The following is a 19861-nucleotide window of genomic DNA, read 5'->3' as shown; positions in this document are numbered from 1 at the left end:
ACGCCGGTGATCACGCTTCCGGGAGCGCTCCGACGTATTCGGCACCCGCGTCCGCGACGAGCTCGGTGAGGGACTGCGCGCGGCGGATCGGCGTGAACTCGACCTCGCCGCGCTCGGTCACCGTGAAGCCGTGGACGGCCGGGCGCGGCAGCGTGTTGTAGGCGTAGTGCGCGCCGAAGTAGTAAGCGCCGGTGTCGTGCGCGACGACGAGGTCGCCCGGCTCGAGCAGCGGCAGCGGCCGTTCCTTCGCCAGGAGGTCGCCCGCGAAGCACAACGGACCGGCGATGTCCTGCGGCACTTCGGGTCCGGTCTTCGGGCGGCCCCGCGCGTCGAGTGCGGTGAGGCGCAGCGGCCAGTGCTCCGGCTGGAGGACCGTGCGGGCCGCGACCTGCGCGCCCGCGTGCGTCACGGCGATGGGCCGGCCGCCCGCGACCTTCGTGTACTCGACGGTGCTGACGAGGAAGCCGTTCTTCGCGAGCAGGGACCGGCCGAACTCGGTGACGAAGGTGTAGCGCCCGTCGGCGAGGGCGGGGACCTTCGCCAGCAGCGTCGCGACGTAGTCGGCGTACGACGGACCGGGGTCCTCGGAGGCGAAGTTCACCGGGAGACCGCCGCCGAGGTCGATGCTCGTGACCTGCCGGCGTTCGGCGTTGATCTCTTCGGCCAGCGCGTGGACCGCGGCGACGCCGTCGGCCATCAGCTCCGGCGGGCAGCCCTGCGAGCCGACGTGGACGTGCAGCCGGGTCAGCCACGGCCGCCGCGCGAAGGCGTCGATGATCGCGGTCCGGTTGTCCCGCAACGGAATACCGAACTTCGACGTCGGGGTCGCGGTGCTCGTGTCGCCGATCCGGCCGGCGCCGACCTGGGGGTTGATCCGGAGGCCGAGCACCGAACGAGGGGTGGTCACCAGGTCGTCGAGCCGGGCCAGTTCCTGGAAGTTGTCGGCGTTGATCGCGGTGCCCTCGGCCAGCGCGTGGGCGAGTTCGGCGCGCGTCTTGGCGGGGGAGTCGAGGACGAGCCGGGCGCCGCGCAGGCCGGCGGCTTCGGCGACCGCCGTCTCGCCGGGGCTCGCGACCTCGGCGTCGACCCCGAGGTCGCCGAGGTAGCGCAGGACCGGGGCCAGGCCGCACGCCTTGGCGGCGACGGTGTGCTGGACGCGGCCGAGCGGCGCGAACGCCTTGGTCAGGTCCTCGACGGATTCGCGGATCCCGGCGAGGTCGACGAAGCCGGCCATGGGGTCCGGGAGGTCCCGGCCGGCCGCGGCGGCGAGGGCGTGGAGCTTGCGATCGGTGCGGTTCACGTCGTCCAGTCTTCGGCTCTCTTGTGCGGGCGGTCCAAGACTTCCTCCCTCTTGATCTATAGGCCGGTCCTATAGTGGCTGGGTGGACCTGCGCCGATGGCACTACTTCGCCGTGCTCGCCGAGGAGATGCACTTCACGCGCGCGGCGGCGCGGCTGTTCGTCTCGCAGCCGTCGCTGAGCCAGCAGATCCGGGCGTTCGAGGCGGAGCTGGGGGTGGCGCTGCTGGACCGCTCGGGGCCGCGGTTCGCGCTGACGGAGGCGGGCCGCGTGGCTGCGGTCGAGGCGCGGGAGCTCTTGTCGCACCTGGACCGGGCCCGTGGGGTGATCGCGGCGGCGGGCCGGGGCGACGCCGGGCTGCTGCGGATCGCGTACACGCGTTCGGCGCCGGGCCCGCTGGCCGGCGACCTGGTGGCGGCGTACCGGGCAGCGTTCCCGGAGGTGGAGCTGGCACTGGAGACGGGCTGGACGAGCCTGAACCTGGCGCGGCTGGCGGCGGGCGAGATCGACGTCGGCTTCGTGCGGCCGCCGGTGGCCGCGCCGGGCGTCGAGGTGGCGGTGGTGGGGTCGGAGGAGGTGCTGATCGCGTTGCCGTCGGGGCACGCGCTGGCCCGCCGCCGCGGCCGGTTGCGGCGGGAGTGGATCGCCGCGGAGCCGGTGGTGTTCTGGCCGCGCGCGAACGGTCCCGGCCAGTACGACGCGATCAGCGCGCAGGTGTGGCCGCACGGGGTCCCGCCGATCGTGCGCGAGGAACCGGAGGACGAGCAGCTGATGCGCGCGGTCGCGGAGGGAGCGGGCATCGCGGCGGTCCCGGAACACCGGGCGCGAGGCTTGCGGCGGCGCGGGGTGGTGTTGCGGCGGTTGGCGGACCCGGTGCCGGTGATCGACCTGGGACTGGCTTGGCGGGCCGGGGTGGTGACGCCGGTGGTGCGGGCCTTCGTGGACCTCGCCCGCGGCTGAAGGGCACCTTCAACGCATCTGACGCAGTGAAGGGCACCTTCCTCTCGTCACATGCACCGAAGGTGCCCTTCAGCCGCAGGACTTCAGGACCGCGTCCGCCACTTCGCCCAGGTGTGCGGCCGCGCTGTGGCCCGAGACCAGCCGGTCCGTCAAGTACGCGAACACCAGCCGGCGCCCCGGGTCCGCCCACGCTATGCAGCAGTTGCTGCCGTTGTGCCCGAACGTCTCGCGCGCGCTCAACGTCCCCATCGGACGGCCGACCCCGCCCAGCTGGAAGCCCTGGGCCCAGCGGATGCGCGTGCCGATCGTGCGGTCGACCACCGCTTCGCCCGACGGGCGGCGGGCCTCCGCCACCGCCGGGCCCGCGAAACCGTCCAGCAACGCCTGGTAGAACCGGGCCAGGTCGCGGGCCGTCGTCGAGATGCCCGCCGCCGGGATCACCGCGCCGCGGACCGCGCGGCGGTTCACCACCCGGGCCACCAGCGGGCCGCCCAAGCCGTGGCCGCGGACCGGGACGTGCCGGGACCACAGCGACGACGGCAGCCCCAGGAACGTGTCGGCGAGCCCCAACGGACCGAGGAACTCCGTCGTGAGCAGCGAGCCCACGGACGTGCCGGTCACCCGGCGGACCAGCTCGCCCAGGATGTGCCCGAACACGATCGGCTGGTACGCCGGGACCGCGCCGGGCTCCCACCGCAGCGGGGCCCGCTCGATCGCGCGGACCGCACGCGGCCAATCGGTCATCGTGAGTGCGTCACGGGCGAACCCGCGGGCCGTCGCGAAGCCGGAGCGGTGCCGCAGCACCTGGCGGATCGTCACCGCGCCCTTGCCGCCGCCCGCGAACTCCGGCCAGTAGCGGGCCACCGGGTCGTCGAGGTCCAGATCGGACCGCGCCGCCAGCTCGTGCACCAGCAGCGCGACGAACGGCTTGCTCGCCGAGAAGATCCAGTACAGCGCGTCCGGCGGGCCGATGTCGAGCAGCACCCGGCCGTCCCGCAGGACGCAGAGGCTCGCCCGGGCCCCGCGCGCCCGCACCAGCTCGGCGACCTCGATCACCTGGGCGAGGGTACCCGTGCGGCGTATGCTCGCGGGCGGACAGGAGGGGAACTTCCCATGGCAGGCCACGAAATCACCGACCGCATCGCCGACCTGATCGACGAGGAGCACCGGCTGCGCAAGGGCGCCCTCCACCACGGCGGCCTGACCCCGGAGGAGCGCCTCCGGCTCAAGGACCTCGAACACCAGCTCGACGCCGCGGTCGACCTGCTGCACCGCCGCCAGGCGCTCTCGGTCTTCGACGACGATTGACGGGCTAGCCGTGGCGCAGGATGGCGCCGAAGCCCTCCCACAGGTCGACGCGCTCGTCCAGCACCACCACGTCCGCGCCGGTCGCCACCGCCGCGAACGGCAGAGCCTCGTCGGCCCGGCGCTGCTCGGGCTCGGCGACGCCCAGCGCCTGCAGCCCGGCCTTGCCCACGGCCACCTGCGCCGGGTCCGGGCCGCCGAACACCGTCGTGTCGCCCGGTGAACCGACCAGCAGCGTCTCGACGTTCGCTTCGGCCAGCGCGCCGGCCACCGCCTCCAGGCCGCTCACCGCGAGCCCCTCTTCGCGGCCCGAGCCGGCGCGGAACCGCTCGGCCAGGTCGTCCAGCTCCGCGAGGTGGCGGCCGGTCAGCAGCTCGCGCACCCGCCGGTCCAGCTCCGCCCGCGACGAACCCTCGGCACGGCTGCCGCCCTCGACATCCCGGGTGATCCGGCGGAGGTGCTCGGGCAACGCCTCGTGCAGCGCCGCGCGGGCCTGCTTCTCCCCGGCCAGGACGACGAGCCGCGCGCCGGAGCGCTCCACGGCCTTCGCCACGTGGTCGGCGACGGTCGCCAGGTTCCGCCGGGCCGTCTCCTCGGCCGCGTTCTGGAGGTGGTGGTGGGCCGGGCCGCCGCTGCGGACCTTGTGCACCGTCTGGTCGTCACCCTCGACCGTCTCCGTGCGCGGCTCGCCACCGGCGTGCTCGGTGATCTCGGCGCCGACCCGGTCGGTCACGACCAGGACGTACTTCGGCGTTTCCACGGCGTGGGTCGCCAGCGGCAACAGGTACGGCAGCGCCGAGAAGCGCGCCACCGTCGCCGGCGGCGGGGCGGCCAGGCGCCGGTCGAGCAGCACCTCGCCGTGCGCGGCGACGATGCTGCGGCCCGCCTTGCCGACCGGCGGCTCGCTGTCCCGCACGGCGCGCAGGACGGCTTCGATCGTCGCCGGGTCGGCCCGTTGGTCGCTCAGGCCGGCCTCGATCTCCTTCAGCCGGAGGCCGAGGAGCTTGGCGGCGTCCTCGGTGTCGTGCGAGAAGTCGAAGTGCGCGGACGCGAACGGCCCGTCCGCTTCGGTCAGGTCGCGCAGCGCGGTGGTGTCCACAGTGGACTCCCTTCGGGTCGGGGCGGGAACCGTCGTGCGCGGTTACCGCCCGGCCCGCGGGGCTAAACGTCGCCGAGCGCCGACCGCACCGCGGCCACGACGTCCGGGTGACCGAGCGGCAACGGCGGGGGCACCCGGTCCTCCGGGCCTTCGGTCGTCGACGCAATCACGCGCACCTCCGTGCCCGCTTCGCGCAGCTTCGCCACGACGTCGTCGTGTTCGGCCATCCAGTCTTCGTTCGCCTTCGCGGCGTCGCCGGAGGGCAGGAACGCGTCCGACGCCGGGTCGACCAGGAGCAGGTGGGCCGCCCCGCCCGCGTGGCGTTCGACGAGCTGCAGGGCTTCGGCCGCGAACGGGCCGCTCGCCACGACGGCGATTTCGGGGTCACCGGGCCCGTGGTCGCCCACGAGGTCGTCGGCCTCGGTCAGCGCGCCGCCGGCCGGGACCCGGCACCAGAAGATCCCGCGCTTCTCCGCCAGCGGGCGCCAGGTCGCGGGCAGCTCGTCGTGCCGCGCGGCGCCGGCCGGGTCGAGCACGATGATCTTCGGACCCGACGGGTCGCCCGCGGTCACGACCGACGGGCCTTCGGAACGAGCGGTTTCGGCGGCCATGACAGGTCCTCTCAGTGCCGGGGGAGTTCGGGGGAGTCGGTGTCGAGCGGCACCGAACCGGACCGGACGAGTCCCAATTGGACGGTCTGGCGGCCGGTCAGCCGTTCGAGCGCCCAATCGACCGCGGTCCGCACGCGGTTCCCGGGCATCGCCATGAGGTGGTAGGCGCGCGTGACGGCCTTCGCCGGGAGCCCGGACAGCGGGATGTGCAACGGGTTCGCCGCGGCGGCGCCGGCGCCCAGGTCGACGACGAAGCCGAGGTCGTGGTGCCGGTAGGTGCCCGGGCTCCCGTAGCCCAGCGACGCAGCCACGTTGCGCCCGGCGAGCTTGCCCTGCCGTTCGGCGTGCTGCGCGGTCATCGCGGTGTACTCGCCGGGCCGGGTGAGGTCGGGCACCGCGGCCGCGTCACCGCAGGCGAAGACGCCGTCGCGACCGGGCACGGCCAGCTGCTCGGTGACGACGAGCCGGCCCTTCGCCGTTTCCAGCCCGAGGTCGGCGACCAGCGGGTCCGGCCGCACGCCGACGCACCACACGAGCGTGTGGGTCGGCACCGGGTCACCGGTGGTCAACGTGACGCCCTTGGCGTCGGCGTGGTCGATCGAAGTCTTCATCAGCACCTCGACCCCGCGGGCGCGCAGCACCTCGTCGGCGGTCCGGCCCAGCCGTTTGCCGAGCTCCGGCAGCACGCGCTCGGCGACGTCGAGCAGCAGCCAGCGGATCTTCTGCCCGGCCAGCTCGGGGTGCCGCCGGGCGAGCGCCTCGGTGAACGCGGGTCCCTGCGCGGCGACCTCGGTGCCCGTGTACCCGGCGCCGACCACCACGAACGTGCAGCGCGCGTCGCGTTCGGCGGGGTCGTCGGCCGCCGCGGCGAGCTCGATCTGCCGCGTGATGTGGTCACGCAGGTAGAGCGCCTCGGGCACGCCGCGGAAGCCGTGCGCGCATTCCGGGACACCGGGGATCGGCAACAGCTTGTTGACGCTGCCCGCGGCGAGCACGACCCGGTCGTAGCGGATGCGGTGGTCCCGGTCCTCCGGATCGGAGTAGCAGACTTCGCGGGCGTCGAAGTCGACACCGGTCGCCTTGCCGAGCACGAGCCGCACACCCGGCAGCGTCTCGGGGAGGGACACCGTCACCCGCCGCGGGTCGAGGATCCCGGCCGCCACCTCGGGCAGCAACGGCAGGTAGAGGAAGTAGTCCGTGGGGTTGAGCACGACCACTTCGACGTCTTCGCCGGCGGTCTTCCGCAGGCTCTTGGCCGCGTGGTAGCCGGCGAACCCGCCGCCGACGATCACGACACGCATGGGTCTCCTTCCGGGGCGGATGTCCGTCTCCGCCGGTTACCCGAGGTCGGGACGCGGAAACCCCGCGGGGTTGACCTGGGGGCGCAGGGGCGTACGGTCAGGGGGTTGGCTGTTGTTCAGACTCACGTGCTCCGGTCAGCGCCCCTGCACGCTGCGATAGGGAGCGCAATGTACTGTTTTCGCACGCTCGACGAACCGTCCGGCTTGACCTTCACCAGCACCGTACGACCGGGCGAGGTCCGTGTCGTCACGCTGGTGGGTGACGTCGACGCCGCCACGGTCGGCACCCTCGACGAAGCTCTCGCGACCGGCGAGCGGCTGGTCGTCGACCTCACCCGCGTCGCCTTCCTCAGCTGCGCCGGCGTCCGTTCGCTGCTCGAAGCGAACACCCGCGCCGCACTCGCCGTCGTCGTCGGCGGCCACGCGGTCACCCGTTCGCTGGAAGCCACCGGCGCGGACCTGCTGCTGGACATCCACCCCCGGGTCGGCGCCGCGATCGCGGATCTGACGCCGGTTCCCGAGCCCGGCCGGGAGGCGTGACCGCCCGGCGGCCCCGCCTCCCGAACGTCCACTGTGGACAGCCGAGCGGTCAGTCGTCCGGCCAGTCGCCGGTGGCCTTCTGGTAGCCGATGGCGCCGGCCCGTTCGGTGGCGGCCTTGACGGCCGCGAAGATCGCGCCCTGCACCGCCGCCGCGATGATCACCTGCTGCCAGGTGTAGTCGCGGTCGGTGGCGTCGGGCGCGTCCTCTTCGCCGGCCACGCGCTTCCAGACCTGCTTGAACACCTGCCCGGCGAGGATGCCGCCGAGGGCGCCGACGACCCAGCTCAACGGCTTGTACAGCGCCTTGTTCACGAGTCGTTCCTCCGTCGCAGGATCAGCCGGATCACGATCACCAGGCCCAGCACGCCGGCGAAGACCGGCAGCGGGTTGCTCCGCACGACGTCGGCGCCCTGGCGGAACTTGACCGCGGTCGGCTCGTTCGTCACGTCGGCGACCTTCGCGGTCGCCTGGTCCAGCTTGTCGTCGACGCTTTCCTTGACCCGGGTCTTGACGTCGAGCTTCTGCCCGAGCGCCTCCAGGGTCTCGGTCAGCTCTTCACGGGTCGTGTCCCGGTCGAGCCGCGCCTCTTCGGCGTTCTTGGGGAAGTCCCCGCTCATGAGTGCACTCCCTGTTTCACGGTCTCCACGTCACCGCGGACGCCGCTGATGGCTTCTTCGGGCACCGGCGGCACGCCCTGGGTGACCTCCTTCTTCCCGATCAGCGCGGCGACCCCGGCGACCAGGAACAGCGCGACCGCGACGAGCACGGCGGCCAGCCAGCCCGGCACGACGAGCGCCAGCGCCAGCACGGCGGCCGCGACCAGCGTGCCCGCGCCGAACAACGCGAACAGGCCAGCCGCGCCGAACAACCCGGCGCCGACACCCATCTTCTTGCCCTTGCGCTGCAGTTCGAACACCGCGAGCCGCATCTCGTCCCGGACGAGCCGCTTGACCTCGTCGGTCAGGTCCGTCACCAGTTCACCGACCGAGCGGTCGGCCGCCGGCTTCTTGTTCACTTCTTCGATCACGGAACACCTCCTTGCCTGGCCGCCGTGTACCCGGGTCCGCGCGGGGTCAACCACGCCGGGTTTGACCGGTGCGGCACCGGGTAGCCGATTCCCCGTCACCACCCAAGAGGAGGAGTGCATGAGCACGATCACCGAAAGCGTGGACGTGGAGGTCCCCGTTTCGACCGCGTACAACCAGTGGACGCAGTTCGAGGAGTTCCCGCAGTTCATGGAGGGCGTCGAAGAGATCCGCCAGGTGGACGCCACCCACACCCACTGGGTGACGCGGTTCGGTGGCGTGACGCGCGAATTCGACGCGACGGTCACCGAACAGCACCCCGACGAGCGGGTCGCGTGGACGTCCGACTCCGGTCCCGACCACGCCGGCGTGATCACGTTCCACCGGCTCGACGACTCCCGCACCCGGGTCACCGCCCAGATGGACATCGACCCGGAGGGCTTCGCCGAAAACGTGGCGGACAAGCTCGGCGTGCTCGACCGCCGGGTGAAGGGCGACATGAACCGCTTCAAGGAGTTCATCGAACGCCGCGGCGGCGAAACCGGCGCGTGGCGCGGCGATGTGGACCGCCCGGGCACCTGATTCACACGATCGAGTGACACGGCGGGGCGGCTACCGCCCCGCCGTGTTTTGTGCCCGGAGCCCCCGGGTAGGCCGCAGGCATGACGACCACCGACGTCCCGGCCGTGGAACTGAACAACGGCGTGCGGATCCCGCAGTTCGGGTTCGGCGTCTTCCAGATCCCGCCGGAAGAGACCGCCCAGGCCGTGCGGACCGCGCTGGAAGCGGGGTACCGCCACATCGACACGGCGCAGATGTACCGCAACGAAGAGGGAGTCGGTGCCGGCATCGCGGAATCCGGGCTCGCGCGCGAAGACGTGTTCGTCACGACGAAGCTGGCGAACGACGCGCACGGGCACGACAACGCGATCACCGCGCTGGAAGGCAGCCTGCGCCGCCTCGGCTTCGACCACGTCGACCTCTACCTCGTGCACTGGCCGTTGCCGCACAAGGACAACTACGTCCGCACGTGGCAGGGCTTCGAAGACATCTTGCGGGCGGACAAGGCCCGCGCCATCGGCGTCTCGAACTTCCAGCCCGCGCACCTCGACCGGCTCGCCGAAGAGACCGGCACCGTGCCCGCGGTCAACCAGATCGAGCTGCACCCCGCGCTGCAGCAGACCGAACTGCGCGAGTACCACCGGGCGCACGGCATCGCGACCGAAGCGTGGAGCCCGTTGGCGCAAGCCGAAGTCCTCGACGACCCCGCGTTGAAGGAGCTGGCCGAGAAGCACGGCCGGACGGCCGCGCAGGTGGTGCTGCGCTGGCACCTGCAGCTCGGGAACATCGTCTTCCCGAAGTCGTCGTCGCCGGAGCGGATCCGGCAGAACATCGACGTCTTCGGCTTCGAGCTCGACGACGAGGACATGGCGGCGATCGGGAAGCTCGACGACGGACGCCGGACCGGGCCGGACCCCGACACCTTCACGGGGTGACCGCGGCGTTTCCCTCCGCAACCGGCCGGGTACTTCACCCGGAGAGGTCCCCCTGGAAGGAGCGTCCCGGCATGAGCACCAACGCGTACCTGTCGTTTCTCGTGATCGGGGTGGTGCTGGTTCTGATCGACGGGCAGATCATCTACCGCAGCGGCCGCCGCTACCTGGAGAGCTCCTACGGCGACCCGGCGGCCGGTGCTTCGATGACCCGCCTGGTCACGGTGCTGTTCCACCTCGCGACCCTGGGCGTGCTGGCCCTCGTGTCGACCATCAACCTCGGCGGCGACATCACGGGCGTGGTCGCCCGCATCGGCGTGCTGCTGCTGATCCTGGCCATCGCCCACGGGATCACGCTCGCCGTGCTGTCGCGCATCCGCGGTGAGCAGGAAGTGGAGGCGGTCGTCCAGCGTGGCCCCCGCCCGCAGCGGCCCGAGCCCGAGCAGCAGGGCCCGACCGTGACCCCGGTGCCGGGCCAGCCGGGTACCTACCCGGACGTCAGCCCGTCGCTGGAGAACCGCTCGCCGTACTCGGCCCAGTAACGCTCAAGACGAAAGGGCGGAGCTTTCACGTGAAAGCTCCGCCCTTCGGTCGTGTCCGGGTCAGTGCTCGGCGGCCGGGAGGTCGACCTCGGTGTGCCGGGTGGCGAGCGTCACGGCCAGGTCGGCCAGCTTGACGTTCAGGTCCTGGGACGCGCGGCGCAGCACGTCGAACGCCTCGTCGGCGGTGATGCCGCGCCGCTGCATCAGGATGCCCTTCGCCTGGCCGATCACGTCCCGGCTCTCCACCGCGCGGAGCAGGTGTTCCTGCTCCAGCTGGGCCGCCGCGACGGACTCCGTGTGGGCCAGCGCCAGCGACGCGTGCGTGGCCAGCAGGAGCGCCAGGTCGATCGACCGGCTGTCGAACGCGTCCGGCCGGCTCGAATAGATGTTGAGCGCTCCCGAACGGCGGGGCGGGCGGGCGTCCGGCAGCAGCGCCGTCGCCAGCACCGAGTGGTACCCGAAGCCGGCCGCGGCCGGACCGAACGACGGCCAGCGCGGGTCGTGTGCGAGGTCCTGGGACCAGCCGATGGCCGGGCCGTCCGGACGGGCCGATTCGACGCAGGGGCCTTCACCGTGGTCGTACTGCACCTGGTCCAGCCGTACCGCGACCGGATCGGTCTCGACCGGTGTGTGGTACGTGCCATCGGGCTCACGCAGCGTGACACTGACCAGGTCGGCGCCGGGCACGAGCGCGCTCGCGGCGCCGACGACGAGCCGCAGCACGCCGCCGACGGTCGGGGTCACTTCCAGCAGCGTGCGCGTGAGCTCGGCGAACTGCCGCGTCAGCGGGCCGGCCGGTGGCTCGCTGTCCGCTCCGAACCGCGCCCGCTCGCGCGCCCATTCGTCTTCACCGATGCTCATGCCGGTCGTCGTCCTCCTTCGGGTGCCGGTCCCCATTCAACCCGATCCCGGCGCCCCCGGCGCTCAACCGGGCGAGTCCGCCGCCCGGCGCAGCGCGTCCCGCGCCCGGTCGACGAAGCCCGGCCCCGGCCACAGCTGGTCGACCTGCGGCACGCGGTCGGACAGGTCCGGGTGCGGCACGGTCGCCGCGGCGTCCCGGACCGCGAGGACCTCCTTGCCCAGCTCGGCCCGCCGCTCGGGCGAGCAGGTGAGCCGGACCTGGCGGACCGCCGCCGGGCCCTCGTCGTGGACGTGCTTGCGGACGGCGCGGATCAGCCCGCCCAGCAGGCGCTCGAACCGGGTCTCCTGCGGTCCCGCGCCCTCCAGCTGCCGCATCAGGTCGTCCGCCTCGGCGAGCGCGCCGTCTCCGTCGAGAAAGGACTCTTCGGCGACGGCGTGCCGGACCAGCTCCGCGATGAGGTGGTCGGCGAGGTCCTTGCGGTTCTCCGGGCTGCCTTGACCGAGCTCGAGCTCGGTGCACAGCCGGTCCAGCTCCCGGTGGTCGCCGGCGAGGACGGTGGTCAGGTCGGTTGCGGGCTGGCTGCCGTTCATGCACGCTCCTGGTCCGGGCTCGGGGATTCGCGTCCGGGATACCCGCTGCTCGCGCGGCGAATCCCGTGTCAGGCCGCCGCACGCCGGGTATCCGTGGGGTGAACCGGTCCCAGAGGAGGATGATCATGGCAGCGCCGTCGTCGGTGACCGAACGCGAGCGCAAGTACGAGATCGTCGCGGGCAGCGGGGTGCCGCGGCTCGTCGGCGTCGCCGGTGTCACGACGCAGGACGATCCGGTGGAGCAGATCCTCGACGCGTCCTACTACGACACCGACACGTACCGGCTGGCCAGGAACGGCATCACGCTGCGGCGCCGCGTGGGCGGGCACGACGCGGGCTGGCACCTCAAGCTGCCGGTCTCCGCCGACGAGCGGCAGGAGATTCAGCTCCCGCTGGGCGGCGACCCGAACAAGGTCCCCGGGCGGCTGCGCCGGCTGGTCCGCGCGTTCACCCTGGGGGAGAAGCTGGTGCCGATCGCGCACCTGCGCACCGACCGGTTCGCCCACCGCCTGGCCGACGGCGACGGCCGGACGGTCGCGACGCTCACCGACGACCACGTCACCGGCGAGGCCGGTGGCGAGAGCGCGCGGCTCGACGAGTGGCGCGAGCTGGAACTGGAGCTCGAACCCGATACCGACCCCGGCCGGCTCGACGAGTTCGAGCGGGCGCTGGCCGAGGCCGGCGCGTCGGTCTCGCCGTGGCCGTCGAAGCTGCGGCGCCTGATCGGCGACCGCGTCCCGGCGCCGCCCCGGAGCCGCAAGAAACCGACGGCGGGCGACGTCGTGCTGGCGTCACTGCGCGACCACTACGTCCGCCTGCGCCGCGCGGACGTCGGGGTCCGGCTGGACGTCGAGGACTCCGTGCACCAGATGCGCGTCGCGACCCGGAAGCTGCGCAGTGCGCTCCGCACCTTCGGGTCCATTGTGGACAAGGAGGCGACCGCGCCGCTCGCGGCCGAGCTGAAGTGGCTCGGGCAGCAGCTCGCCCCGGCCCGGGACACCGAGGTCACCGAGCAGCGGCTGCGCGAGCGCCTCGACGACGTGCCCTCGGAGCTGGTCTTCGGGCCGCTGCGCCAGTACCTGACCCGTTACTTCGCCCGGGAGGCCGAAGAGGGCCGGACCCGGGCGATGGCGACGCTGACCGGCAAGCGGTACCTGAACCTGCTGCGCGCGCTGGACACCGTGGTCGAGGAACCGCCGCTGACCGGCCGGGCGCGCAAGCCCGCGAAGGAGGCGCTGCGCAAGCCGGTCCGCAAGGCCGCGAAGAAGCTGCGTAGCGCCGAAGCGGCGGCGCGCGGCCTGGACGGCCACGAGCTGGAGACGGCGCTGCACGAAGTCCGCAAGAAGGCGAAGCGGGCCCGCTACGCCGCCGACACCGTGAAACCGGTCTACGGCAAGAAGCTGCGGGCGTGGCGCAAGAACGTCAAGGCCGTCCAGAGCACGCTGGGCGAGCACCAGGACACCGTGGTCGGCCGGGATGTCCTGCACCACCTGACCATCGCCGGGCACGGTGAAGGGCAGAACACCTTCACGTTCGGGCTGCTCCACGCGCGTGACGCCGCGGAAGCCGACGAGCTGCGCGCGCGGTTCGCGGGGGAGTGGCGGCGGCTGCGCAAGGGCGGCCGGCCGGGCTGGCTCTGAGCAGCACAGCACCGTCTTGAATGAGTCATTCAGGACCGGGGAGATCCTGAATGACTCATTCAAGACGTTTTGCAGAGGGGGAGCGGGAGCCGGCGGGCGTCAGCCTTCGCCGGTGAGCTTCCCGCGGAGCTGCTCCAGCGTCTGCGACAGCAGCCGGGAGACGTGCATCTGGGAGATGCCGACGCGGTCGGCGATCTGGGTCTGCGTCAGCCCGCCGAAGAACCGCATCACCAGGATCGCGCGCTCCCGCTTGGGCAGTTCCTGCAGCAGCGGCTGGAGGGCCTCGTGGTTCTCGACCATGGCCATCTCGTGGTCGGGTTCCCCCATGGTGTCCGCCAGCGACAGCGCTTCGGCGTCGTCGTGCACCGGCTTGTCGACCGACAGGGCCTGGTAGGCGTTGCCGGCCACCAGCCCTTCGCGGACCTCTTCGACGTCCAGGCTCAGGTGCTCGGCCAGCTCGGTGGGCGTCGGGGCGCGGCCGAGGCGCTGCGACAGCACCGCCGAGCCCTGGCTCAGCGACAGGTGCAGCTCCTTGAGCCGTCGCGGGACCCGCACCGACCAGCCGGTGTCCCGGAAGTGCCGGCGCACCTCGCCCATGATCGTCGGCACCGCGAAGGACAGGAAGTCGTGGCCCCGGGTGGGGTCGAACCGGTCGACGGCGTTGATCAGGCCGATCCGCGCCACCTGGACCAGGTCTTCCCGGGGCTCGCCGCGCCCGGAGAACCGGGTCGCGATGTGCTCGGCCAGCGGCAGGAGCTCGGTGACCAGCTTGCTCCGGACGACTTCCCGCCGCGGATCGCCGTCGTCCAGGGTCCCCAGTTCCTCGAACAGCGGCTCACAGTGGGCGTATTCGTCCGGGCGGTGGAGGAGGGTTTTCCGCTCGCCGCTCACGCGCTCGTTCCCGGGTTCAGCACCAGCTCGATCGTGACGATGCCCGCGCCTCCACCGGGAAGGACGTCGCAGTGCGCGGCCACCGACCGGCTCAGCGTGGTGAGCACGTGCCAGCCGAACGTGCGGTCGCTGGGCGGCTGGGCCTCCGTCGACCGCGTGGAGACGACGACGTGCAGGCCGTCCTCCTTCTGCACGAACCGGCAGTGCAGCTGGGCGCCGAGCTCGGCCAGCTGGACGAGCTGCGCGCACGCCTCGTCGACGGCCATCTTCGCGTCGGCGATGGCGTCGAGCCCGAAGTCCGCGCGCGACACGACGCCGTGCGTGAGCATCCGGACCAGCGGGATCTGCTCCGCCATGGCGGGCAGCCGTAGCTCGACCGGTTCTTCGAGCAGCTCGTCCAGCGTCGGCTTTGCGCCGTGCGAGCTGCCGCTTCGTGTTTCTTCCATGCGGGAGGTACTACCCATCTGGGGGAATGACGACACTTGCTGATCAGGTGTTTCCGGTTTCGTCACCGGCCCAGCGCCCGTTCGAGTTCCTTCTTGGTCATCGTCGAGCGGCCGTTGATGTTCCGCTTCTTCGCTTCGTTGTAGAGCTGGTCCTTGGTCGGGCCGCCCGGGCCCTTGCGGTTGCCGGAGCGCTCACCACCGCGTTGCTGCGGCGACTTGTCCTTGACCGAGGTCTTGCTGGCCTGCCGGGACTCGCCCGACTGCGCGCGGTTCTTGTTCACGGTCCGGGCGGCGATCTCCTTCGCCCGTTTCGTGCTCGCCCCGCGGTCCTCGGCCGAGTCCTTGACGTGCTCATACTGCCGTTCGCGCTTGGCGCTCCACGACTGGGGCATGGCACACTCCCTTCTCTTCGCGGGCGGGATACCCGGTTGATCACCCGGTAAACCACCGCGAGGGTCGGTTACCCCTGCCCGCGGGCGGGTACGCGGGGGGCCGACCGAGAGGAGACGCCGATGAAGATCGGCTACACGCTGATGACCGAGCAGGCCGGCCCGAACGACCTGGTCCGGTTCGCCGCCGGCGCGGAACACGCCGGCTTCGACTTCGAGGTCATGAGCGACCACTACTCGCCCTGGCTGGACGAGCAGGGGCACGCGCCCTACGCGTGGAGCGTGCTGGGCGCGGTCACCCAGAGCACCGAGCGCGTCGAGCTGATGACCTACGTGACCTGCCCGACCATGCGGTACCACCCGGCGGTCGTGGCGCAGAAGGCGGCGACGATCCAGGCGCTTTCGGGCGGCCGGTTCACCCTCGGGCTCGGCGCGGGCGAGAACCTCAACGAGCACGTCGTCGGGCGCGGCTGGCCGCCGGCGAACGTGCGGCACGACATGCTGGCCGAGGCCCTGCAGATCATCGGCGGCCTCTTCGACGGCGGCTACTTCGACTACGAGGGCAAGCACTTCCGCGTCGACTCCGCGAAGCTCTGGGACCTGCCGGAGCGGCGGACGCCGATCGGGGTCGCGGTGTCCGGTTCGCAGTCGATCCGGCGGTTCGCCCCGGTCGCCGACGCGATGATCGCCGTCGAGCCGAAGGCGGAGCTCTCGAGCGAGTGGGACGCGACGAAGCTGGGCCCGCCGAGCCGCAAGATCGGGCAGATGCCCGTGTCGTGGGGCACCGACCGCGACGCCGCGGTCAAGCGCGCCCACGAGCAGTTCCGCTGGTTCGCCGGCGGCTGGAAGGTCAACGCCGAGCTGCCGGGGCCGGCCGGGTTCGCCGGCGCGACGCAGTTCGTCCGCGAGGACGACGTCGCCGGCTCGATCCCGTGCGGCCCGGACGTCGAGCCGATCGTCGCGGGCCTGCGCGAGTTCGAGGAGGCGGGCTTCACCGACGTCGCCCTGGTCCAGATCGGCGGCGACCAGCAGGACGGCTTCCTCGACTTCGCCGAAAAGGAGCTGCTCCCGGCCCTGCGGGGGTAGTTCCACCCGTTCGGGGGAACGCGGGGCGTGGTCATCAGGAGTAATACGCGGGTTACGGGACTGTCGGCGACAGGAGTTGCGGATGACCGAGGTGAAGCCGGCACCGAGCCTGCGGGCGGTGCCCCTGGCGGTGGCGCGACGCGGGCCGAAGGGCGGGACGCTGCTCGCCCTGTTCCGGACCACCGACCCGAAGACGATCGGCCTGCTGTACCTGACGACGTCGTTCGCCTTCTTCATGGCGGGCGGCGCGATGGCGCTGCTGATGCGGGGCGAGCTGGCCCGGCCGGGGCTGCAGTTCCTCTCGTCCGAGCAGTACAACCAGCTGTTCACCATGCACGGCACGATCATGCTGCTGCTCTACGCCACCCCGAACCTGTTCGGGTTCGCCAACTACATCCTGCCGCTGCAGATCGGCGCGCCGGACGTCGCGTTCCCCCGGCTCAACGCGTTCGCCTACTGGCTCTACCTGTTCGGCGGGCTGATCGTGATCAGCTCGTTCCTCACCCCGGGCGGCGCGCCCGACTTCGGCTGGACGGCCTACACGCCGCTGTCCAACGCGATCCATTCGCCGGGCATCGGCGGCGACCTGTGGATCATGGGCCTGATCGTGTCCGGGCTCGGCACGATCCTCGGCGGGGTCAACATGGTGACGACGATCGTGACCCTGCGCGCGCCCGGGATGACGATGTGGCGGATGCCGATCTTCACCTGGAACATCCTGTTCACCGCCGTGCTGATCCTGCTGGCGTTCCCCATCCTCACGGCCGCGCTGTTCGGCCTGGAGGCGGACCGCCGGCTGGGCGCGCACGTGTTCGACCCCGAGAACGGCGGGGCGATCATGTTCCAGCACCTGTTCTGGTTCTTCGGCCACCCCGAGGTCTACATCGTGGCGCTGCCGTACTTCGGGATCGTCACCGAGATCGTGCCGGTGTTCAGCCGGAAACCGCTCTACGGCTACCGGCTGATGGTGTTCGCGACCGTCGCGATCACCGGGCTGTCGGCGGTGGTGTGGGCGCACCACATGTACGCCACCGGCGCGGTGCTGCTGCCGTTTTTCTCGATCATGACGTTCTTCATCGCGGTGCCGACCGGGATCAAGTTCTTCAACTGGATCGGCACGATGTGGAAGGGGCACCTGTCGTTCGAGACGCCGATGCTGTGGTCGGTCGGCTTCATGGTGACGTTCCTGTTCGGCGGCCTCACCGGGGTGATCCTGGCGTCGCCGCCGCTGGACTTCCACGTCACCGACTCCTACTTCGTCGTCGCCCACTTCCACTACGTCCTGTTCGGCACGATCGTGTTCGCGACCTTCGCCGGGATCTACTTCTGGTTCCCGAAGATGACCGGCCGGATGCTCGACGAGGGCCTCGGCAAGTGGCACTTCTGGACGACGTTCATCGGCTTCCACACGACGTTCCTGGTCCAGCACTGGCTGGGGGACGAAGGCATGCCGCGCCGATACGCGGACTACCTGACCTCGGACGGTTTCACGACGCTGAACACCATCTCGACGATCGGCGCGTTCATCCTGGGCGCGTCGACGCTGCCGTTCATCTGGAACGTGGTGAGGAGCTACCGCTACGGCGAGCAGGTCCTGGTCGACGACCCCTGGGGCTACGGCAACAGCCTCGAGTGGGCGACGACGTGCCCGCCGCCGCGGCACAACTTCGTGGATCTGCCGCGGATCCGGTCGGAGCGGCCCGCCTTCGAGCTGCACCACCCGGAGGCGGTGGAGCGGATGAAGGAGGAGCGGTACGTCCGGTCGAAGCGGGCCAAGGCGAAGGTCCTCGACCCGGGCGCGGACCCGGCCGGGTCCCGCGAGGGGCACGCGGGTTCGGCGGGCTCGTCGCGCTGAGGCCCCAGCGCGCGCCACCACGGCTGATCGGGACTGACTGCCCGGACGTCATGAAAGAGTCGTTCATGACGTCCGGCGCGTTGAACGAGTCGTTCATGAACTCGCTTCGGCCGCCGGAGTCAAGCCGGAGCGGGCTCGGGCCGTCCGCTCGAGATCGCGAGGCGCTGATCCGCGCCGGTGACCTCCAACGCGCGCCGGACCAGTGGGTTCGTTCCCGTGTCCACCAGCAGTTCCGTGCCGTTCTGCCCGGCCTGCAGGGCCGCGTGCAGCAGCACCCGGACGCCTGCCACGCCGAGGAAGTCCACTTCGGACAGATCGAGGACCAGCCGGCCCGGGAGCGCGCGGAGGCGGTCGGACAGCAGGGCGCCCAGGTCCGCCGCCGTCGCGGTGTCGAGGGCGCCGCGGGCCGTGATCAGCACCGCGTGCGGGGCGGGCCACGTGGTGCGCAGCCTTAGTGCGGGATTTCGGGGTCGGGGGACCATCATGCCGGTTCGCCGCCGTCCTGGGTGCGCGGGCCGGGGCGCCGCGCTCGAGGGTGTTGCCGAGCCGGCTGCTGTGCTGAACCGTCACCCGAGCCTAACCACGTTCGGACCACCCGCAACCGGCGTTGCTCCGAACGGGCGCGTCGCCGCGCCGCGGCGGTGACCGCTTGTGCCTGCCGTGACCGGGATGCAGTAATCTCGCGCTGGACCCGTTAAAGCGCTAGCGGCCCACTAGTGGCGCGCGCCCGGGTCCTCCCTGGTTGAGAGCGCCCTGAGAACCGAGAAGAGGGGCGTCACCAGGATGACGGGCGGCGATGAGCAGCTCACCGCGCGGTTGGACGAGGTCACGCTGGCGATGGAGTCGCTGACCGCGATGCTGGACACCGAGCTGGACCTCGGGCAGATGCTGCAGTCGGTGTGCGACCACGCCGTGCAGGTGGTGCCGGGGGCCGACATGGCGAGCATCACGCTGGTGCGCGAAGGCGTGCCCGAGACGGTGGCCAGCACCGACCAGCGGGCGGTGAACTTCGACCGCGAGCAGTACCGGATCGGGGACGGGCCGTGCCTGCGCGCGGCCGAGACCGGGCAGCCGGTCCGCGTCGGCGTCGGGGCGGTGGGCGACGTATGGCCGCAGTTCGTGTCGTCGGCCGAGCAGCTGGGGGTGGCCAGCTTCCTGGCCGCGCCGCTGACCGTGGACGAGGACATGTCCGGCGCGGTGAACCTCTTCGGCTTCGGCGAGCACGGGTTCAGCGAACTGGGCACGAAGATCCTCGAGCTGTACACGGCGACGGTGGTGATCGGCCTGCGCAGCGCCCGCCGGTACTTCGCCGCCCGCGAGCTGATCGACCAGCTGAACCGGGCCCTCGAGACGCGCGCGGTGATCGACCAGGCCAAGGGGATCCTGATGGCCGCGCACCGGATCACCGCGGAGGAGGCGTTCCAGCGCCTGGTGAAGCGGTCCCAGGACGGCAACCGGAAGCTCCACGAGGTGGCGGCGGAGTTCGTGGCGGCGGTGGCGACCACGACGGCCTAGCCGGTGCGACCGGCCCTTCAGCCGGCCGGGACCTCGTCCGGCGGCGCTTCGGTCTCCGCCACCTCGGGTCTGTGGCGGCCGCGCTGGCACGTCGTGCAGATCAGCGTGCGGCCGAGGACGGTCCCGTCGTCGGCCACGACCTTGGCGACGTGCATCGTCGGGAAGCCGCACACTTCGCAGGGCAGCGACCCGTCCTCGCGGCTGATGCGGAGCTGGGTGCCCATCCGGCCTCCTGTGTGACGTGGGTCTCACCTACCTTGCCGGTTCCCACGTCAGAACCGGGTGAATTCACTCGTTCGGCCCACTCTCGGCTGTCTCCGGGAACCCGTTCGGTGCCTCTTGTGTTGGGTGGGATGAGACCGGGTAATCGGCCGGCGACAGGGTTCACCGGGGGATTGCCGGAGGGGAGCGA

The 19861-nt window shown here is 71.7% G+C and carries 25 protein-coding genes; 10 read left to right on the top strand and 15 right to left on the bottom strand.

Translation table 11 applies throughout. From position 1 onward, the window contains the following. Positions 1-10: 10 nt before the first annotated feature. On the bottom strand, positions 11-1300 hold the full coding sequence (locus BLV96_RS07285) for a type III PLP-dependent enzyme domain-containing protein (protein ID WP_211293436.1): 1290 nt from the start codon (positions 1298-1300) through the stop codon (positions 11-13). Between the two features lie 82 nt (positions 1301-1382). On the opposite strand from BLV96_RS07285, the gene BLV96_RS07280 reads away from it, so the two are divergent. Continuing rightward, complete coding sequence (locus tag BLV96_RS07280; protein ID WP_086680358.1) at positions 1383-2258, top strand: LysR family transcriptional regulator; 876 nt, start codon at positions 1383-1385, stop codon at positions 2256-2258. Between the two features lie 69 nt (positions 2259-2327). On the opposite strand, the gene BLV96_RS07275 is transcribed toward BLV96_RS07280, so the two are convergent. Further along, positions 2328-3314 carry a serine hydrolase domain-containing protein gene (locus BLV96_RS07275; RefSeq protein WP_158104209.1) on the bottom strand — a complete coding sequence of 329 codons (987 nt, stop codon included), beginning with the start codon at positions 3312-3314 and terminating at the stop codon, positions 2328-2330. A 57-nt stretch (positions 3315-3371) separates the two neighbouring features. On the opposite strand from BLV96_RS07275, the gene BLV96_RS07270 reads away from it, so the two are divergent. Beyond that, complete coding sequence (locus BLV96_RS07270; protein ID WP_091388895.1) at positions 3372-3566, top strand: DUF2630 family protein; 195 nt, start codon at positions 3372-3374, stop codon at positions 3564-3566. A 4-nt stretch (positions 3567-3570) separates the two neighbouring features. Here the strand turns inward: BLV96_RS07270 and BLV96_RS07265 are convergent, their stop codons facing one another. The 3 genes from BLV96_RS07265 to BLV96_RS07255 all read right to left on the bottom strand — a co-directional run bounded on the left by BLV96_RS07265 (position 3571) and on the right by BLV96_RS07255 (position 6574). Continuing rightward, positions 3571-4662, bottom strand: a complete 1092-nt coding sequence (locus tag BLV96_RS07265) for an Rv2629 family ribosome hibernation factor (RefSeq protein ID WP_086680362.1) — start codon at positions 4660-4662, stop codon at positions 3571-3573. 62 nt (positions 4663-4724) lie between these two features. Then, positions 4725-5273, bottom strand: a complete 549-nt coding sequence (locus tag BLV96_RS07260; protein WP_086680364.1) for a hypothetical protein — start codon at positions 5271-5273, stop codon at positions 4725-4727. Between the two features lie 11 nt (positions 5274-5284). Further along, entirely contained in the window at positions 5285-6574 is a 1290-nt protein-coding gene (locus tag BLV96_RS07255) for an NAD(P)/FAD-dependent oxidoreductase (protein ID WP_091388893.1), read from the bottom strand. Between the two features lie 168 nt (positions 6575-6742). Between BLV96_RS07255 and BLV96_RS07250 the strand changes: the two genes are divergently transcribed. After that, positions 6743-7114, top strand: a complete 372-nt coding sequence (locus tag BLV96_RS07250; RefSeq protein WP_086678157.1) for an STAS domain-containing protein — start codon at positions 6743-6745, stop codon at positions 7112-7114. A gap of 49 nt (positions 7115-7163) precedes the next feature. Here the strand turns inward: BLV96_RS07250 and BLV96_RS07245 are convergent, their stop codons facing one another. Genes BLV96_RS07245 through BLV96_RS07235 form a run of 3 tightly spaced genes read right to left on the bottom strand, consistent with a single transcriptional unit; the run spans position 7164 to position 8142 of the window. Continuing rightward, positions 7164-7427, bottom strand: coding sequence for a DUF4235 domain-containing protein (locus tag BLV96_RS07245; RefSeq protein ID WP_086678156.1), 264 nt, complete (start codon positions 7425-7427; stop codon positions 7164-7166). Next, a complete protein-coding gene (locus tag BLV96_RS07240) occupies positions 7424-7732 on the bottom strand; it encodes a DUF3618 domain-containing protein (protein ID WP_086678155.1) in 309 nt (102 codons plus the stop codon). Before BLV96_RS07240 ends, BLV96_RS07245 begins: the two co-directional genes overlap by 4 nt. Next, entirely contained in the window at positions 7729-8142 is a 414-nt protein-coding gene (locus tag BLV96_RS07235) for a phage holin family protein (RefSeq protein ID WP_086678154.1), read from the bottom strand. Before BLV96_RS07235 ends, BLV96_RS07240 begins: the two co-directional genes overlap by 4 nt. A 118-nt stretch (positions 8143-8260) precedes the next feature. Between BLV96_RS07235 and BLV96_RS07230 the strand changes: the two genes are divergently transcribed. From BLV96_RS07230 to BLV96_RS07220, 3 genes are all read left to right on the top strand, one after another. After that, entirely contained in the window at positions 8261-8722 is a 462-nt protein-coding gene (locus BLV96_RS07230) for an SRPBCC family protein (protein WP_086678152.1), read from the top strand. Positions 8723-8802: 80 nt separating this feature from the next. After that, positions 8803-9636 carry an aldo/keto reductase gene (locus BLV96_RS07225; RefSeq protein ID WP_086678150.1) on the top strand — a complete coding sequence of 278 codons (834 nt, stop codon included), beginning with the start codon at positions 8803-8805 and terminating at the stop codon, positions 9634-9636. A 71-nt stretch (positions 9637-9707) separates the two neighbouring features. Beyond that, a complete protein-coding gene (locus tag BLV96_RS07220) occupies positions 9708-10175 on the top strand; it encodes a hypothetical protein (protein WP_086678148.1) in 468 nt (155 codons plus the stop codon). 60 nt (positions 10176-10235) lie between these two features. On the opposite strand, the gene BLV96_RS07215 is transcribed toward BLV96_RS07220, so the two are convergent. Together BLV96_RS07215 and BLV96_RS07210 are read right to left on the bottom strand one after the other, a co-directional pair. Continuing rightward, a complete protein-coding gene (locus tag BLV96_RS07215; protein WP_086678146.1) occupies positions 10236-11036 on the bottom strand; it encodes a GAF and ANTAR domain-containing protein in 801 nt (266 codons plus the stop codon). A gap of 63 nt (positions 11037-11099) precedes the next feature. Next, positions 11100-11627: a hemerythrin domain-containing protein gene (locus tag BLV96_RS07210; RefSeq protein ID WP_086678144.1), complete on the bottom strand. Its 528-nt coding sequence runs from the start codon at positions 11625-11627 to the stop codon at positions 11100-11102. Positions 11628-11752: 125 nt separating this feature from the next. Between BLV96_RS07210 and BLV96_RS07205 the strand changes: the two genes are divergently transcribed. After that, on the top strand, positions 11753-13267 hold the full coding sequence (locus tag BLV96_RS07205; protein WP_091389090.1) for a CYTH and CHAD domain-containing protein: 1515 nt from the start codon (positions 11753-11755) through the stop codon (positions 13265-13267). 99 nt (positions 13268-13366) lie between these two features. Here BLV96_RS07205 and BLV96_RS07200 read toward each other — a convergent pair whose 3' ends face one another. The 3 genes from BLV96_RS07200 to BLV96_RS07190 form a co-directional block, all read right to left on the bottom strand. Next, positions 13367-14158 carry a SigB/SigF/SigG family RNA polymerase sigma factor gene (locus BLV96_RS07200; RefSeq protein ID WP_086676628.1) on the bottom strand — a complete coding sequence of 264 codons (792 nt, stop codon included), beginning with the start codon at positions 14156-14158 and terminating at the stop codon, positions 13367-13369. Beyond that, positions 14155-14604, bottom strand: a complete 450-nt coding sequence (locus tag BLV96_RS07195; RefSeq protein WP_086676627.1) for an ATP-binding protein — start codon at positions 14602-14604, stop codon at positions 14155-14157. The genes BLV96_RS07200 and BLV96_RS07195 overlap by 4 nt, the downstream gene beginning before the upstream one ends. Before the next feature lie 62 nt (positions 14605-14666). Next, positions 14667-14996, bottom strand: coding sequence for a plasmid stabilization protein (locus tag BLV96_RS07190; protein ID WP_086676626.1), 330 nt, complete (start codon positions 14994-14996; stop codon positions 14667-14669). 120 nt (positions 14997-15116) lie between these two features. Between BLV96_RS07190 and BLV96_RS07185 the strand changes: the two genes are divergently transcribed. Both BLV96_RS07185 and ctaD read left to right on the top strand, forming a co-directional pair. After that, complete coding sequence (locus BLV96_RS07185) at positions 15117-16079, top strand: LLM class F420-dependent oxidoreductase (RefSeq protein WP_086676625.1); 963 nt, start codon at positions 15117-15119, stop codon at positions 16077-16079. Positions 16080-16161: 82 nt separating this feature from the next. Beyond that, on the top strand, positions 16162-17934 hold the full coding sequence (gene ctaD, locus BLV96_RS07180) for an aa3-type cytochrome oxidase subunit I (protein WP_244180091.1): 1773 nt from the start codon (positions 16162-16164) through the stop codon (positions 17932-17934). A gap of 119 nt (positions 17935-18053) precedes the next feature. On the opposite strand, the gene BLV96_RS07175 is transcribed toward ctaD, so the two are convergent. Beyond that, positions 18054-18419 carry an STAS domain-containing protein gene (locus BLV96_RS07175; protein WP_086675068.1) on the bottom strand — a complete coding sequence of 122 codons (366 nt, stop codon included), beginning with the start codon at positions 18417-18419 and terminating at the stop codon, positions 18054-18056. A 298-nt stretch (positions 18420-18717) separates the two neighbouring features. Here BLV96_RS07175 and BLV96_RS07170 point away from each other — a divergent pair, with 298 nt between their 5' ends. Beyond that, positions 18718-19449 carry a GAF and ANTAR domain-containing protein gene (locus tag BLV96_RS07170; protein WP_086675069.1) on the top strand — a complete coding sequence of 244 codons (732 nt, stop codon included), beginning with the start codon at positions 18718-18720 and terminating at the stop codon, positions 19447-19449. Positions 19450-19466: 17 nt separating this feature from the next. Here the strand turns inward: BLV96_RS07170 and BLV96_RS07165 are convergent, their stop codons facing one another. After that, a complete protein-coding gene (locus BLV96_RS07165; RefSeq protein ID WP_086675070.1) occupies positions 19467-19673 on the bottom strand; it encodes a hypothetical protein in 207 nt (68 codons plus the stop codon). Between the last annotated feature and the right edge of the window lie 188 nt (positions 19674-19861).

Origin of the sequence: Amycolatopsis pretoriensis (assembly GCF_900107925.1) — a bacterium.
GTDB lineage: Bacteria > Actinomycetota > Actinomycetes > Mycobacteriales > Pseudonocardiaceae > Amycolatopsis > Amycolatopsis pretoriensis.
This window is presented reverse-complemented; position numbering and strand designations above follow the sequence as displayed.